The sequence below is a fragment of the Sulfuricurvum sp. genome, from assembly GCF_022759005.1.
Classification (GTDB): Bacteria; Campylobacterota; Campylobacteria; order Campylobacterales; family Sulfurimonadaceae; genus Sulfuricurvum.
Window position 1 is genome coordinate 1 of record NZ_JAEMQA010000086.1, and the last position, 15,119, is coordinate 15,119.

Below are 15,119 nucleotides of genomic sequence, written 5' to 3' on the forward strand. Positions count from 1 at the left end.
GAATTTTTCTTGCTACACCCGACAAGGACTCTACTATGATATTCAATCGTATGAATTATCTGTTTGGAGAATTTTCGACTTAACCGTTCGTATGAGAGTTTAATGAGAGGTTTGAGATTAGGGTTGTATATCACTAACGCTATCTTGAAAAAACACAATTTACGACTCGAATATACCTATGATGCAGGAGTTAACCGCTTTCGAATAATGCTATAATGTATCGATAACAATTCAAAGGCCATTGTATGCTCAGTCGATGTATAGCAACTCTCACTTTTTTAAGCATCTCTTCTCTCTTTGCAGGTCATTACTCTATGGCGCTTCGAGGGGATACGACCAAATTTGACTACACAGAAAAAAACAGCAACGGATTGCTCGATACCGAAAAAACCAATTACGGAAATATCAACGGCTTAACGCTCAGTATCGATCCTCAATACCACGGGTTCTATTCCAGAGTTTCTACTTCAAAAGGTGATACCGATTATGTTGGGGGGACAAATCTAAATCCTACCTACGGCTCGTATCGTACCACTACGACAAATACCCTCACAAACTATGAGCTTGGATACAAAGTGACCATCGGAGAATCTCGCAACCGATTGGAAGTGCCGGTTATGGTTGGGATCGGCTATCGACGATGGCTGCGTCAGCTGCACGGCACGGCTGGAGTGAGCGGATACGATGAGCTTTATGATTGGGGGTATTATAATTTCGGTATCGGATTGCATTATGATTTTTCATCCAATATCAATCTCGGAGTAGATGCGAGCTATCGAAAAGCGTTCAATTCGCAAATGCATGAAAACTTCTACGGCTACACTTTTGATCTCAAAAATGTGCATGGCTACACTATTTCAGTCCCCTTAGAACTCAAACTCGATCAGCGATGGAGTATTTTGGGAATGTATAATTACGAGTACTGGAATATCAATGAATCAAATCATATCGCTAGAGGGCTGCTTGAGATATGGGAACCGGATAGCGAAACGAAAAATGAGACATTTTCATTAGGATTGAAATACTCTTTTTAATGTGAATTTAAATTAACTAAAAATATTTTATTTTGCTATAATTAACTGATATAGAAAGTCGGTTGGTCATAGTGTTGATTCTTCAATTAATGAAATTAAAGCGATTATCATCGATAATCCTCTCAACATACTCCCCCCACCTCTTCACAATGTGCAAACGGGGAAGTGCTTATGACTCCTTACAACAAACCTCACCTTTCGTATCAAAATCAAATCGATCCTCTCAAAAGTCGCGGACTTATTATCTATGATGAAAATTTTGCCATCACCAAACTAAAACACATCAGCTATTAATGTAAATTTCACTCCCATGTTTCCAGTAAATTCGCGAGTTCGACGTTTTATCGCCCAATCGCATATCGATGAAAAAATCGGGGTGGAAAATATCGTCGATCATATCGACAAAGCACTGGTTCGTTGCAGCGAGTTTTTAGCCGATTGAGTTGTACATTTCTGCACATCGTGAGTTAATAGCTCTTCAAAATACTTAACCTGGACTGGCTTGCTGCACAAATATCCTTGGAAATACTGGCATCCGTGATCCTCGAGGAATTTAAACTGCTCGATTGTCTCAACCCCCTCAGCGATAACGTCAAATTTAAAAATAGAGGCCATGGAGAGGATCGTTTCAACGAGTGCCGCATCGTCCTCATCGCTCATGATATCACGGACAAAACTCCGATCGATTTTGAGCGTTGTAAAGGGGAGTTTTTTCAAATAGGCCAAAGAAGAGTATCCTGTTCCGAAATCATCCATCGAGAGATTAATCCCTGCCGCGCGCAATCGGTTCATTTTTTCTATAACGGTATCGAGTTTATCGATAACGGTCGATTCGGTCAGTTCCAATTCCAGCATCGAGGGCATAATCCCCGTTTCAGCAACGATTCGGATCACATTATCGACAAAGTTATTTTGTTTAAACTGGATAGCGCTGACATTAACCGCGATCCGATCGATGTGTGTTTGGCTGAGATTTTTGGCACGCCATGAAACAAACTGTCGGCACGCTTCGCGCAAAACCCATTCACCGATCGGCACGATCAAACCGCTCTCTTCAGCGATCGTGATCATCTCATCGGGCATAACGATCCCCAGTTCAGGATGATTCCATCGCAGCAATGCTTCTGCTCCGATAATCCGCTTGGTTGCGATTTCAATAACGGGCTGATAATAGAGCTCCAGTTCATTGTTTTTGATCGCATGACGTAACGCATTTTCGAGAAATAGGCGGTGCTTAATCCATTGATCCATTTTTTCCTGATAAAAACGGGTCGTATTTCTCCCCTCTTTTTTTGCCTGATACATTGCCGTATCGGCAAATTTGAGCAAATCATCCGCCGTTTGAATCTCTGATGTTACCATCGCAATTCCGATACTCGAACTGGTTGTTATCGTATCGGATAAACCGACATCAAAAGCACTCCCCAAAGCTTCATGAATTTTTTCAGCGACGCTTTCGACTTTTGTCGCGGCAATATGAGGATCGTTGCCTAATTCATTGAGCAAAATGACAAATTCATCTCCTCCTAGCCGTGAAACCGTGTCCCCCTCACGGCATATTTTTTTCAGCCGTTTCGCCGTTTCGATCAACAGTGCATCACCCACATGATGCCCAAGAGAGTCATTGATGCTTTTAAAATGGTCCAAATCCAAGAACATGACCGCGACAATATTTTTGCTCCGTCGATAATGGGCAAGTGACTGCGCCAGACGATCTTTTAGCAAAATTCGGTTCGGAATATCAGTCAGTGCGTCATAATAAGCTTGATGTTTGATTTTTTCTTCGGCTTGAATACGTTCCGTAATATCGGTAACCAAAGCTACTCCACCGATGATCTCACGTTTTGCATTATAAATCGGAGATGTACGCAATGTAATCCACAACTGAAGATTATGAATCATCGTGACATACGATCCTTCGTAATACCCTTTGTTTCCGGATATCGGTTCAAATATAGCATCGTACAATGAGCGATCAGGAAGTTTTTTCAAATCCAAACCGATCATCTCATCACGGGTAATTTGTAAAATCTGCATCATTTCTACATTTGATTCAATGACGATTAAATCTTTATTGTAGTAAAAAATCCCAGCCGGTGCCTCTTTGAAAATCGTTTCAAACTGCTCTTCAGACAGTGCTAATGCTTCCGCGGCTTTCTCGTGCAAAATTTTCGATTTTAATGCACTTAAAATATTCAAATGGATCCGTCTTGATGCATTCACTAAAAGAATGTAATACGCCGCAACCAAAAATCCCATCATCTGATATTCAAGACCGCCGTGCAGTACCATCACCATAAACAACGGTGCGATCAAAAATGAGAGAAAAACGACGGAGAGTCCAAACATCGATGCCAAAGTCCCAGAGGCAACTGACGAAATCCCCGAGATAATAAAAATAATGGCGAATTGATCCGTTATGTCATCGGATTGGAATAAGAAAAATGCACTCAAACCCCATAATAGAGCCGAAATGTACATCACGACTTTGAAATAATATTCCCACACCAAATCGCTGTATTTTTTAGGATGTTTTTTGTGCTGAATCAAAAGCCAAAGACGCCAAATTAATGTAATATTTATGACAACGAACCATACATTGACGTATGGACTTAAAGAGGTATCCCAATATAAAATTGAAATGATTAAAGCACCCAAAAACAATGGAAAAATAGAAGCAAACGCTTGTCGGAACGCGATTGAGATCTGTTCCGAACGGATACGTTCAACATCCGTTTGTTCCATATCTTTTAAATACTTATTTTTGTTAAATCGCATCGTTTCCACAGATTGATAAATTTTATTAATGCAGCTTAGCATAGCGTAAAACAAATGAAAATAAAATCTCATTGTGTTACAATTACGTAATGAATAGATTTTTCTTTTTTCTCTTGTGGGGTTTGACACTTCACGCCTACACTCTCCAGCAAAACTATACCTATACCAATACGACCGTCTACTCAACCGATCTATTTCCCGACATACAAAAAAAATTTGAAATCATTAAAATTCCCGACGACAAAACACGATACCGAATCAATGCCCAAATTATTGCCAAGACTTTTGAACTTAACGGCGTTCCAATCGATACGGATAACGTTCGTTATGTCAATTTTACCCAACTTAGCCCCGTCGATTTCACTCCCCTTAAAAATCAACTCGAATCACTTTTGAGCGCCCAATATCCATCCATTCGAATCGAAGAAATTACCATCACACCGCGCGGCTATTTAAATTCCCTCCCCAAAAAAGCACGCGGTACTTTTGATGAGCACCTTTTTCACAATGCCAAAGGGACATTCTATGTTATAGATGAAAGCGGTACCCGCCATTATCTCGATTATACAGTGAGAGCCACGATTAATGTCTTGCATACCAATCAAAAAGTCTCTATGCGCGATCCTCTGAACGGATTTAATACTCTTATTAAACAGATCCCTTTCGGCTCATTCAAAGACACCCCGCTGACAACATTACCCAATGAGCCATCACGCTTTCGCTCTAACTTCAAGGCCGGTCAACCTTTGACCATTCGCAATATCGAAACCATTCCTCCTGTTTTGAGAAACGAAAAAGTGATCGTAGAGGTTCAAAACGATGCGGTTATCGTCGAGTTCGGGGCAGTTGCAACGCAAGAGGGACAACTCTATGATATTATTACAATCCAAAAAAATGACGGCAGCAGAGCCAAAGCCAAAGTAATCGGAGAACATCGGGTGGAACTACAGTGAAAATCGTGGTCGGTATCAGCGGAGCAAGCGGGGCAGGATTGGGTCTCAAATTTCTTCAAGCCCTTCCGCATGAGATAAAAAAACACCTCATTGTCTCAGAACATGCATCCATCGTATTGGACAAAGAAGAGAATATCACTCTCCATCAAAATAACGAGATATGGGCATCCGTCGCATCCGGTTCCTACGGTGCCGATGCGATGATCATCACTCCGTGCAGTATGAATACCCTCGCAAAAATCGCCTGCGGCATTGCCGACAATTTGATTACCCGCGCCGCAGCCGTCATGATCAAAGAACGACGTACTCTTGTGCTCGCCCCACGCGAAATTCCATTCTCTCCGATCGCACTAGAGAATATGCATAAGCTCTCCATGATGGGTGTCATCATTGCCCCTCCCGTCCTTGCCTACTACGGTGATCAAGAAGACTTGGAGTCAATGGAAAACTTTATGATCGGAAAATGGTGCGATCTGCTGGGCATTCCAAACAATCTTTACAAACGATGGGATGACTCTCATGCATAAAATAGCCATTTATCCCGGAACGTTCGATCCGATCACGAACGGTCATTTTGATATCATTGAACGAGGTATCCGACTCTTTGATGAAGTGATTGTCGCCGTTGCCGATTCTCAGGAAAAAAAACCGATGTTCACCCTGCAAGAGCGGGTCGATATGGTTAAATTGGCAGCAAGGGATTTAGACCGTGTCACTGTGGTCGGATTTGACAATCTCACCGTAGAACTCGCCAATACCCTCGGCGCGACCGTACTGATACGCGGGTTACGCGCCGTGAGCGATTTTGAGTTTGAGCTTCAATTAGGGTATCTCAATAATTCATTGGATCCCAATATTGAAACGGTTTATTTGATGCCAAAACTCAAACATGCCTTTATCAGTTCGTCGATTGTCCGCAATCTACTGAAGTTCAACGGTAAAACAGAGCACCTCGTCCCAGCCCCCGTTCAGAATGTCATCTGGAGTATGAAATCATGTACGTTGCAATAGAGGGGATCGATACGGCGGGAAAAAGCACCCAGATCGAAGCACTTCGTACTCTCTTTCCGGAAGCGCTGATCACCAAAGAACCGGGCGGAACTCCAGCAGGAATAGAGATCAGAACCATGGTTCTACACGGCAATTTGACGAGCAAAACCGCTGAACTACTGCTGTTCTTAGCCGATCGTGCCGAACATACCGAATCTGTCATATTACCTAATATGCACAAGCTTATCATCAGTGACCGATCAGCCGTATCGGGAATGGCGTATGCGAGTGTTCAAAATCTGTGCGACGAATCGACCCTCGTGATGCTTAACCGCCTAGCCACCTCGGGAGTGTTGCCCGATACTGTCTTTATCTTGAAATTGACGCCCGAAGAACTCAATCACAGACTGAGCCAAAAAGAACACGATGCGATCGAATCACGCGGAATAGCGTATCTCCTCAGCATCCAAGATGCCCTTATTGCATCGGCCTATGCTTTGGGAATCCAAACCGTCGTAATCGATGCGACACAATCTATCAATACCATTACGAACGAAATTACAAACCTTATCAAAGGAGCCCTATGATCCAATCTTTGCGCGGAATGAACGACATCCTCTCTGAGGATTATGAACGTTTTGAATACTTTATAGCTACAGCCTCTACCATTGCCAAGCGGTACGGCTTTCACTATATCGAAACGCCTCTGCTCGAAGAGACGGCTCTGTTCAAACGCTCCGTTGGAGAAAGCAGCGACATCGTCGGCAAAGAGATGTATCAATTTATCGACAAGGGGAAAAATGACGTATGTCTACGCCCTGAAGGGACAGCGGGTGTTGTCCGTGCCTTTATCCAACACAAGCTCGATAAAAAAGGGGGCATCCACCGTTTTTATTATCACGGGCCGATGTTTCGGTATGAACGTCCTCAAAAAGGACGTTTACGGGAGTTCCACCAATTCGGAATCGAGAGCTTCGGTGTAGCATCGGTGTATGAAGATGCATTGATGATCATGATGGTCTCCGATATTCTCAAAGCACTCGGTATCGGATACCGTCTCAAACTCAACTCACTGGGTGATCAGAACTGTATGCCCGCTTATCGCGAAAAACTTGTCCGTTTTATCGAGAGTTGCGGCGATGCGATCTGCGGTGACTGTGAACGTCGTAAACTCACAAATCCGATCCGCGTTCTTGATTGTAAAAACGAACATTGCCAAAACCTCTACGTTAATGCACCAAAATTGATCGACAATCTCTGCGAGGGGTGCGAGAGCGATTTTGAGACCCTCAAATCGATCCTCGATCAGCACAGCATCGCTTATGAGATCGATACCAATCTCGTACGCGGATTGGATTACTATTCCAAAACGGCATTTGAGTTTGTTAGCGACAATATCGGAAGCCAAAGCGCGATCGCAGGCGGCGGACGATATGATCGTCTTATAGAGTTTTTGGACGGAAAACCGACCCCTGCAGTTGGATTTGCACTAGGGATTGAGCGATTAATGGAGCTCATCGTAATGCCTGAAAAAGTGCGCGAAGGATACTATTTCGGTGCAATGGATGAAACAGCGATCAAACCGATCCTTTTGGCTGCGGAAAAAGCACGCCGAAGCGAAAAAGCGGTGGTTGAGTATAAGCCTCGAAAGCTCCAAGACCATCTCAAAGGATCAGATCGTATCAATGCCCGCTATTGTGCGATTATCGGCGAAAACGAGATGAACCAAAATAGTATCTGGGTCAAAGATTTGGTCGAAAAAACCGAAACGCTTATCCCTTTGAATGAATTTTTTGCCTAAGGAGGGGTGATGAAAACATACGGTATCGATATTTGGGGCGAAAACAACTTTATGATTGACCAAGGGAAGATCAAAGTCAATTATAAAAGCTCCCCATCACTGCTTGAAATCACCCAAAAAGTGCGTAAAACGAATCTTCGTGGACCGCTTATCCTCCGATTCCCCCATTTGATCGGAAAACAGATCGATGCGCTCTATTCCAATTTTCGTCGAGCCATTTTTGAGAACGACTACACCGGAAAATTCAATGCGGTTTTTCCACTCAAAGTTAACCAATTTCCCGAAGCGGTCAATGCAATCGTTGAACACGGTGAGAGCTATTGTTACGGGTTGGAAGCGGGTTCAAAAGCCGAACTCGCCCTTGCCATGGCTAAAACCCCTATCGGTTCTCCGATCACCGTTAACGGGTTCAAAGACGAAGAGATGGTCACACTCGGGTTTATGGCCGCGCAAATGGGGCATAACATCACCATCACCATTGAAGGTCTTGGAGAGCTAGAGTGGATTATCGACGTTGCTCAATCGTGCAATCTCAAAGTTCCCAATATCGGTATCCGCGTACGCCTCCAATCTGAGGGGAGCGGTATCTGGGCAAAAAGCAGCGGACTAAGCGCGAAATTCGGTTTGACCTCTACGGAGTTGATCGAAGCGATGTCCATGCTCACCGATAGTAATATGTTGGAACATTTTACGATGATCCATTTCCATGTCGGCAGCCAAATGCAAGAGATCGCGACCTTGAAACGGGTACTGCGTGAAGCGGGAAATATCTACGCCGAACTGAAAAAAATGGGAGCAGACAATCTCAGCGCCATCAATATCGGTGGAGGACTCGCGGTAGAGTATTCCCAGCACACTTCCACACGTATGCGCAACTATACCTTAGAAGAGTTCTCAAACAGCGTCGTCTTTTTGCTCCGTGAGATCATGAATGTAAAAGGGGTTGCACATCCCGATATTTTTACCGAATCGGGGCGATTCATTGTCGCTTCCCACTCCGTGTTGATCGCTCCCGTTTTAGAGCTTTTCAGCCATGACTATCAGCCTAAATCACTCAAACTCAAAGAGCACAATCCGCCACTCATCGAAGAGCTGCGTGAACTCAACGATCTTCTCTCTCCGCGTACCTGCATCGAATACATGCATGATGCGCTGGATCATATGGAATCACTCCTCACACTCTTCAACCTCGGTCATATCGATCTACAAGATCGCTCCAATGCCGAGATTTTAGTGCATCAAATTATCAAAAAATCGCTCTATCTCTCTCAGGACAACCCCCTGCCGGATATCGAGCGTCTGCAAGTCAAACTCCAGGAGCGCTATTTGATCAACAGCTCAATTTTCCAAAGCATTCCTGACTATTGGGGATTACAACAACAGTTCCCGATTATGCCGCTCGATCATCTGGATATACCTGCAATCCGTGCGGCGAGCTTGTGGGACATCACCTGTGACAGTGACGGCGAAATACGGTTCAAACCCGAAACACCTCTTTATCTTCACGACATTGATTTAGATAAAGAGGAGTATTTCCTTGCCTTTTTCAATGTCGGTGCCTACCAAGAGACGTTGGGGATGAATCACAACCTATTCACCCACCCGAGCGAGTGTACGATTATTATCAACGATAACGGTTATGAGATTGAAAACTTCACCGAATCGGATAATATCCTCAATATTCTCGAAGATATTGGGTACGACTCCTCTAAACTTCTGACCAACCTTAAAAATAAACTTGCCTTGAGTGATTTTAGGACAGAAGAAGAAAAAAGTGATACACTTCAAAAACTCGAAATGTACCTCTACCAAAACGGGTATTTGCGAACCACTCGATAAGGATTTAAGTTGGGACTTTTTTCAGAAATTGCCGAAGATTTTTCGAACGTTTATAAAAATGATCCCGCCATCAGTTCTCGAATCGAACTTTTCTTCAACTATCCGGGTGTATGGGCTATTTTTTGGTATCGTATCTCCAGCCGTCTTTATCGTCGCGGATTCAAAGCCATTGCCCGAATCATCATGGGAATCAACCAAATCTTTACAAACATTGACATCCACCCCGGAGCTACGATTGGACGTCGGGTCTTTATCGACCACGGTTTCGGAGTCGTTATCGGTCAAACGACGATTATCGAAGATGATGTTCTCATTTACCAAGGGGTCACACTGGGGGGAGTAAGCCTCGTCGCAGGCAAACGCCATCCGACGATCAAAAGCGGCGTCGTTATCGGTGCGGGGGCAAAAGTTCTCGGTAATATCACCATCGGGGCTAACTCCAAAATCGGAGCCAACTCCGTTGTTGTGCGCGAAGTACCTGAAAACTCCACGGCTATCGGTATCCCAGCTCACGTAATCCAAAAAGGACGCGATAAAGATCCGTTCAGTCACAACAAACTCCCAGATATTAACAAAGAGATGTTTGAATACCTCCTCCGACGTGTTGCCGTTCTTGAACATTACATGGTACAGGACAATACGGAGATATTAGAACAAGACTTGCAGCTTGAAAACATTTATGAATCGTTCATCAAAGCGATGAAAAATTGATCTGTTCGTTAAAGATTTTTTAATCCTAAAGCTATTACAATCAAGCGGTAACATTTTACTACCACAAAGGGTCTTGATATGGTCAAAAGGTTGCACCTCGTTACGTGCTCTTTGCTTTGTGCATTGCAATTAAGCGCTACTTCTATCGACTCCAATCATCTACGTGTCAGCCTTTCAAAACCTCAGTTCGATCAGACGCTCATTACCCTTCGCGAAGACACTTCCGATCAGGATAAATTTTGGTATTGGCTTAATTTGGCTCGTCTTCAACAAGCCAGCGGGGACTTCAACAATTCCATTAACTCGTTTGAAAAATCATTCGCTATTTTGGATGAATACGAAAATCGTGCCAAAGTGAGCCTACGTAATGTTGGTTCCTTTTTAGGTTCAACGTTTTTATCCAAAGGCTCTGAAACCTATTACGGCAAGGGATATGAACGCTCATTGATGCATACACTCAATGCCCTAAACTATGCTATGAAAGGTGATTTCGAAGGGGCAGCAGTAGAGATGCGACGAATGGAACAGCGCCAAGAGTTTTGGCTGAGCGAAACCGAAGAGAAAATCAAAGAGGCCGCTAAAGAAAAAGCAAAAGCGGAAAAAGAGGGTAACGATGTTTCCAGTATGCCGAGCGAATATTCGATGGCAGCGATGCTGGATGATCCGAGTGTGCGCAATCTGGCCAACAGCTACCAAGACCCTTTTTCCTATACTCTCAGCAGTATTATCACCGACATTGCATTTCCAGATGAAAAGTTAGGTGAAGTGAGTCTCAAACGCGCCCTTACTCTCAACCCGGATGTCTCCAAAGTATTTGCAAAACTCCCTGTTAGCCCGACAACAATTCCAATGCCTGAAAAGAGAAAACCCTCACCAAAAGGTAAAAAAGACTCTACCCCCGTTGCAGCTCAACCACAACCTCCGAAAGTACCTAAAATGGACGTCACGGTTGTCGTTTTAGCCGGTGAGGCACCTGCCGTCAAAATCGAAAAAGTCCGTTTTCCCCTTTTTAACGGTGCAAACTATACCACTATCGATCTGCCCGCATTCAATCCTCCGATTAATGATGTGAGCGTCGTCACTATTTCCACCGATAAACTCCGCCTTCAGCCTCCAAGACTTCTTCAAAGTAATGCTATGGCATATAAAACACTGAAGGATGAATTTGTCGGAGAACTTTCCAAAGCGGTCGTCCGTGCTACGGCAAAAGCTGTAATTGCAAAACAAGCTTCCGATAATTTTGGAGCTTTTGGGGGACTTATGGCATCATTAGCTATGGATGTCGGAAGTTCAATGGCTGATTCAGGCTTCCGGAACTGGGAACTTCTCCCTAATTCAGGCTATCTTTCTAAATTTGAAGCATTGCAAGGAGAAACAGTAACGATTGCCATGAACGACAGACAAGAGTCGTTCACCCTTCCAAGAGATAAAAAAGGGGTTCTTATTCTTGTCTCCTACATCACCAACGATAATATAAGGATTGATCATGTTGAATATTAAACACACACTTTTGAATATAACAGTAGGAAGTTTTTTACTGTTAGGAATCAGCGGATGTGCAGGAAAAAACCAAGAGCACTTCATCGGTAAAGAGCGTGTTGTGCTCAAAGAACACAGAAGTTTCCAAGAAGGGAAATTTTTAAAAGTTGCCGCTACGTTTGAAAACGAAGACGATACCGAAGTCGAGGGGATGGTATACCAAGTTGAATGGCTCGATTCCCACGGAATCGTAGTAGATCAAACCGCATGGAAACCGTTCACTATTATCGGAAAACAGCAAATTCATGTTGTCGATATGGCAAATCGCCCTGACGTAACCGACTATCGAATTGTAATCTCAACCCCAAATAAATAAGGAATAGAACACATGACAACACTCACAAAACTTTCACTTGCAACAACTCTTCTCCTCTCTTCATTTTTGATGAGCGGGTGTGCAACAGGAGGTGCCGGAATGGTCGGAGCTTCCTCTAACGTCAAATACGGTGATGCCAAAGCAGCAGAAACGGTCACAGCCGATTTCGGATCATCAGATTTGCAATCAACCGCAGAGGCATTAACCCAATCGCTTCTTGAGACACGCTATATCGCAAAAGCACAGCAACCGCCGAAAGTTCGTCTCCGTGCCGTCAACAATCTAACCTATGAGCATATCGATACCAAAGCGATTACCGATAAAATCCGTATCAAGCTTCTCAAATCGGGACAAGTCCGTTTTCTTGCCGATACGGCTAACCTCAATCAAGTCAATGCAGAACGTGATTTGACCACAACGGCTACGACTAAAACCAAAATGAAAGCGATGACCGATTCGGATTACATCATCACCGGAAATGTCCGCTCAATCAAAAAAGCCAATGACGATGTCAAAGATGTCTATTACAACGTTTCAATGGAACTTGTCGATCCGCAAAGCGGTGAAATTCTATGGGCAGATGAAAAAGAGATCCGAAAAGTTACCTCTAAATCTTCTGTCGGGTGGTAAACATGCAATTTTTAAAACACACTCTTGCCGCACTGTGTGCAACATCGATTGTTCTCAGTGCCGCTATATTGCCCGAGGGTGGAAGTGTTGAGGTAAAACCTCTTACCTATAACTATGTTGTTGTTCAGGATTTTGAAAACAGCGTTGCCGAAATTTCCCATAACAAAGACGGATCGATCAAAGAAGATGAAAATGCCTCGTTTAGTGCCCATGAAGCCGGTGGAGGGTTTTTCGCCTATAACGCTTCTGCTGCCAGCAGCGTCAGCGGAAAACGGAACAACGAATACAAAGATTACAAAGAGCACCACAAAGCAACCGCAAGCCGATACAACGATACCGTGATGGTTGAAAAAGTGATGTACTCCGATAAAATGACAAGCGTGATCGAAACCGCTTTTCAAGATGCCGGTGTCTCCATGTCAAAATCGGGAGAATACGTTCTCAACGGTTCGATCAAAGCGATGCGCTGCAGTAAACCTCGTCTAGTTCCAGATGGAAGCAAGGAGCGCTATTCCATCAGCGCAACGACATCTATCCATATCCAAATTTCAAACAAACAAAGCGGCAAAGTGGTATTCACCAAAACGTTTACCGGAACTGCGCAACAAACATTCAATATGAACGATCCGGTACCGGTTGACGAGACGGTTGATATGTCGGTCGATGATTTAACCGCATCCATGATAGAGACACTTACCGGTAAAAAACGCTCTACCCAAGTGGATTACCAAGATTCACCAGGCAAACGTCTTGTTGACTGATTTAAAGAGGACATGATGAAATACTATCCTCTCGTTTTTGCAGTGCTTATCGGCTCTTCTCATGCAGATATGCTCAATACCGGAAGCAATGATTATTATATGACACCCCCTTCATCGGGGTACTCATCGGCTCCTGCGACGGAGTCAACCACGCCTTATGAGCAATGTTGGTACGAACAAGTTCCGATCAGCGGGGCAGCGCAATCAGATGATACCCCTAATGTCGGGGGTGCTGTTGTCGGAGGTATCGTGGGAGGTATCGTAGGACATCAATTTGGCAGTGGGAGCGGCAATACGGCGGCCACGATTGCCGGAGCCGCTATTGGAACCGCTATCGGTGTCAATGCGGGCAAGACACCTGCCACACCGCAATATCAGCTTATCCGTAAATGTAATACGGTCCGCTGATTTTCCTTCTTATATCCCCTCTGCGGGATTGATCGTCTCTACTACATCCAATCCAAATCCGCTTAATCCGGCAAAATCAGAAACTTTACTCTCCGCAATCAGACGCATATGCTTAACCCCTAATGATTTTAGGATTTGCGCACCGATTCCGTACTCTTTCATATTGGCTTGCTGATGTTGCGGCTTATTGATGAAAAGCATCACACCGCTATTATGTTTGAGATAATTGATAGAATCGACCAAATGGGCATATTTGCTTTGGTTCAACAAAAGATCAATATCCGAAACGACGTTATGGACTTTGACATTTGCCGTCTCTCCCGCTTTGTAAAAAACGATAGCCGTATGACGGTTCTCTTGGTGATCGGCAAACTCATATTTTTTGACATGAACGCCAAAAAATTCGATCTCCTCTTCAGAAATCGCTTTTACGAGGATTTCATTCGCAAGACGAAATTCAACGATATCGGAGATATAAACCGTTTTGAGATTATGTTTCTCGGCAAAAATATCCAAATCATCACGACGCGCCATACTCCCGTCTTCTTTCATAATCTCACAGATAACTGCCGATTCTGCCAACCCTGCCAATCGGCACAAGTCGACCGATCCTTCGGTATGACCGATGCGAACCAATGTTCCCCCCTCTTTCGCAATCAACGGGAAAATATGCCCCGGAGCAACCAGTTCTGAAGGTTGAGAGATCGGATTAGCCAAGATTTTGATCGTCATATCCCGTTCGTAGGCAGATATCCCCGTTGTTGCGGCAGTTGCATCGACAGAGATCGTAAATGCCGTTTCATGCATCGAGGTATTCGATTTCACCATCGGTTCGAGATTTAACCGTTTGGCAATTGTAGGGTTAATGGCTACACATATTAGCCCTTTGGCGTGCGTTGCCATAAAATTGACATGCTCTGGGGTAGAGAAAACAGACGCATATACCAAATCCCCTTCGTTTTCTCGATCTTCATCATCCGCCATTATGACCATACGGCCTTTTTTGAATTCTTCTATCGCTTCTAAAACTCTTTGAATCGCATTCATCTATTCTTCGCTTCTTTATACAGAAAATATTTGTGATTATTATAGTCCAAAAGGATTAAATTTCTCCCTTTAATTATTTCAATCCCTTTTTGAAGTCTACTCTCATCGAAACACTTGACAAATTCAATCAAAATATATATAATTTCGACCTCATAACGAGATTGTTGGGGTATCGCCAAGCGGTAAGGCAACTGGTTTTGGTCCAGTCACTCGGGGGTTCGAATCCCTCTACCCCATCCACCACTGTCACACTTTTATACCGCGGAATAGAGCAGCTCGGTAGCTCGTCGGGCTCATAACCCGAAGGTCGTA

At 43.9% G+C, this 15,119-nt stretch carries 16 protein-coding genes and 1 tRNA gene; 15 read left to right on the forward strand and 2 right to left on the reverse strand.

Annotation, left to right across the window (positions count from 1 at the left end; all coding sequences use genetic code 11):
* Nucleotides 1-245: 245 nt before the first annotated feature.
* Nucleotides 246-1,034 (forward strand): hypothetical protein, encoded by a 789-nt coding sequence (locus JHC35_RS05740; protein WP_295042882.1) that lies wholly within the window; start codon nucleotides 246-248, stop codon nucleotides 1,032-1,034.
* Nucleotides 1,035-1,205: 171 nt separating this feature from the next.
* Nucleotides 1,206-1,328: a hypothetical protein gene (locus tag JHC35_RS05745; RefSeq protein ID WP_295042884.1), complete on the forward strand. Its 123-nt coding sequence runs from the start codon at nucleotides 1,206-1,208 to the stop codon at nucleotides 1,326-1,328.
* 99 nt (nucleotides 1,329-1,427) lie between these two features.
* On the opposite strand, the gene JHC35_RS05750 is transcribed toward JHC35_RS05745, so the two are convergent.
* Nucleotides 1,428-3,779, reverse strand: a complete 2,352-nt coding sequence (locus JHC35_RS05750) for an EAL domain-containing protein (RefSeq protein WP_295042886.1) — start codon at nucleotides 3,777-3,779, stop codon at nucleotides 1,428-1,430.
* A gap of 122 nt (nucleotides 3,780-3,901) precedes the next feature.
* On the opposite strand from JHC35_RS05750, the gene JHC35_RS05755 reads away from it, so the two are divergent.
* The 12 genes from JHC35_RS05755 to JHC35_RS05810 all read left to right on the forward strand — a co-directional run bounded on the left by JHC35_RS05755 (nucleotide 3,902) and on the right by JHC35_RS05810 (nucleotide 13,760).
* Nucleotides 3,902-4,765 carry a flagella basal body P-ring formation protein FlgA gene (locus JHC35_RS05755; protein ID WP_295042888.1) on the forward strand — a complete coding sequence of 288 codons (864 nt, stop codon included), beginning with the start codon at nucleotides 3,902-3,904 and terminating at the stop codon, nucleotides 4,763-4,765.
* Nucleotides 4,762-5,292 (forward strand): UbiX family flavin prenyltransferase, encoded by a 531-nt coding sequence (locus JHC35_RS05760; RefSeq protein ID WP_295042890.1) that lies wholly within the window; start codon nucleotides 4,762-4,764, stop codon nucleotides 5,290-5,292. Before JHC35_RS05755 ends, JHC35_RS05760 begins: the two co-directional genes overlap by 4 nt.
* The gene (gene coaD / locus JHC35_RS05765; protein WP_295042892.1) at nucleotides 5,285-5,776 is read left to right on the forward strand and encodes a pantetheine-phosphate adenylyltransferase; all 492 of its coding nucleotides are present in this window, start codon (nucleotides 5,285-5,287) and stop codon (nucleotides 5,774-5,776) included. The genes JHC35_RS05760 and coaD overlap by 8 nt, the downstream gene beginning before the upstream one ends.
* Nucleotides 5,761-6,342 carry a dTMP kinase gene (gene tmk / locus JHC35_RS05770; RefSeq protein WP_295042894.1) on the forward strand — a complete coding sequence of 194 codons (582 nt, stop codon included), beginning with the start codon at nucleotides 5,761-5,763 and terminating at the stop codon, nucleotides 6,340-6,342. The genes coaD and tmk overlap by 16 nt, the downstream gene beginning before the upstream one ends.
* Entirely contained in the window at nucleotides 6,339-7,556 is a 1,218-nt protein-coding gene (hisS, locus tag JHC35_RS05775; RefSeq protein WP_295042896.1) for a histidine--tRNA ligase, read from the forward strand. The genes tmk and hisS overlap by 4 nt, the downstream gene beginning before the upstream one ends.
* A gap of 9 nt (nucleotides 7,557-7,565) precedes the next feature.
* Nucleotides 7,566-9,395, forward strand: a complete 1,830-nt coding sequence (gene speA / locus JHC35_RS05780) for a biosynthetic arginine decarboxylase (protein ID WP_295042898.1) — start codon at nucleotides 7,566-7,568, stop codon at nucleotides 9,393-9,395.
* A 9-nt stretch (nucleotides 9,396-9,404) separates the two neighbouring features.
* The gene (gene cysE / locus JHC35_RS05785) at nucleotides 9,405-10,106 is read left to right on the forward strand and encodes a serine O-acetyltransferase (protein WP_295042901.1); all 702 of its coding nucleotides are present in this window, start codon (nucleotides 9,405-9,407) and stop codon (nucleotides 10,104-10,106) included.
* Nucleotides 10,107-10,184: 78 nt separating this feature from the next.
* Complete coding sequence (locus JHC35_RS05790) at nucleotides 10,185-11,606, forward strand: hypothetical protein (RefSeq protein ID WP_295042903.1); 1,422 nt, start codon at nucleotides 10,185-10,187, stop codon at nucleotides 11,604-11,606.
* Nucleotides 11,593-11,961 (forward strand): DUF1425 domain-containing protein, encoded by a 369-nt coding sequence (locus JHC35_RS05795; protein WP_295042905.1) that lies wholly within the window; start codon nucleotides 11,593-11,595, stop codon nucleotides 11,959-11,961. The genes JHC35_RS05790 and JHC35_RS05795 overlap by 14 nt, the downstream gene beginning before the upstream one ends.
* 12 nt (nucleotides 11,962-11,973) lie before the next feature.
* Entirely contained in the window at nucleotides 11,974-12,591 is a 618-nt protein-coding gene (locus JHC35_RS05800; protein WP_295042906.1) for a penicillin-binding protein activator LpoB, read from the forward strand.
* A gap of 2 nt (nucleotides 12,592-12,593) precedes the next feature.
* On the forward strand, nucleotides 12,594-13,352 hold the full coding sequence (locus JHC35_RS05805) for a hypothetical protein (protein WP_295042908.1): 759 nt from the start codon (nucleotides 12,594-12,596) through the stop codon (nucleotides 13,350-13,352).
* A gap of 15 nt (nucleotides 13,353-13,367) precedes the next feature.
* Nucleotides 13,368-13,760, forward strand: a complete 393-nt coding sequence (locus JHC35_RS05810) for a glycine zipper 2TM domain-containing protein (protein WP_295042911.1) — start codon at nucleotides 13,368-13,370, stop codon at nucleotides 13,758-13,760.
* 9 nt (nucleotides 13,761-13,769) lie between these two features.
* On the opposite strand, the gene JHC35_RS05815 is transcribed toward JHC35_RS05810, so the two are convergent.
* A complete protein-coding gene (locus tag JHC35_RS05815; RefSeq protein ID WP_295042913.1) occupies nucleotides 13,770-14,807 on the reverse strand; it encodes a bifunctional 3,4-dihydroxy-2-butanone 4-phosphate synthase/GTP cyclohydrolase II in 1,038 nt (345 codons plus the stop codon).
* Between the two features lie 165 nt (nucleotides 14,808-14,972).
* Between JHC35_RS05815 and JHC35_RS05820 the strand changes: the two genes are divergently transcribed.
* A tRNA-Gln gene (locus tag JHC35_RS05820) sits at nucleotides 14,973-15,047 on the forward strand.
* The last annotated feature ends 72 nt before the right edge of the window (nucleotides 15,048-15,119 follow it).

Excerpts from the sequence above, each read along its gene's own strand:
- JHC35_RS05740 (WP_295042882.1), top strand. The coding sequence starts at position 246 with ATGCTCAGTCGATGTATAGCAACTCTCACTTTTTTAAGCATCTCTTCT.
- JHC35_RS05745 (WP_295042884.1), top strand. The coding sequence starts at position 1,206 with ATGACTCCTTACAACAAACCTCACCTTTCGTATCAAAATCAAATCGAT.
- JHC35_RS05750 (WP_295042886.1), bottom strand. The coding sequence starts at position 3,779 with ATGGAACAAACGGATGTTGAACGTATCCGTTCGGAACAGATCTCAATC.
- JHC35_RS05755 (WP_295042888.1), top strand. The coding sequence starts at position 3,902 with ATGAATAGATTTTTCTTTTTTCTCTTGTGGGGTTTGACACTTCACGCC.
- coaD (WP_295042892.1), top strand. The coding sequence starts at position 5,285 with ATGCATAAAATAGCCATTTATCCCGGAACGTTCGATCCGATCACGAAC.
- tmk (WP_295042894.1), top strand. The coding sequence starts at position 5,761 with ATGTACGTTGCAATAGAGGGGATCGATACGGCGGGAAAAAGCACCCAG.
- hisS (WP_295042896.1), top strand. The coding sequence starts at position 6,339 with ATGATCCAATCTTTGCGCGGAATGAACGACATCCTCTCTGAGGATTAT.
- speA (WP_295042898.1), top strand. The coding sequence starts at position 7,566 with ATGAAAACATACGGTATCGATATTTGGGGCGAAAACAACTTTATGATT.
- JHC35_RS05790 (WP_295042903.1), top strand. The coding sequence starts at position 10,185 with ATGGTCAAAAGGTTGCACCTCGTTACGTGCTCTTTGCTTTGTGCATTG.
- JHC35_RS05795 (WP_295042905.1), top strand. The coding sequence starts at position 11,593 with ATGTTGAATATTAAACACACACTTTTGAATATAACAGTAGGAAGTTTT.
- JHC35_RS05800 (WP_295042906.1), top strand. The coding sequence starts at position 11,974 with ATGACAACACTCACAAAACTTTCACTTGCAACAACTCTTCTCCTCTCT.
- JHC35_RS05805 (WP_295042908.1), top strand. The coding sequence starts at position 12,594 with ATGCAATTTTTAAAACACACTCTTGCCGCACTGTGTGCAACATCGATT.
- JHC35_RS05810 (WP_295042911.1), top strand. The coding sequence starts at position 13,368 with ATGAAATACTATCCTCTCGTTTTTGCAGTGCTTATCGGCTCTTCTCAT.
- JHC35_RS05815 (WP_295042913.1), bottom strand. The coding sequence starts at position 14,807 with ATGAATGCGATTCAAAGAGTTTTAGAAGCGATAGAAGAATTCAAAAAA.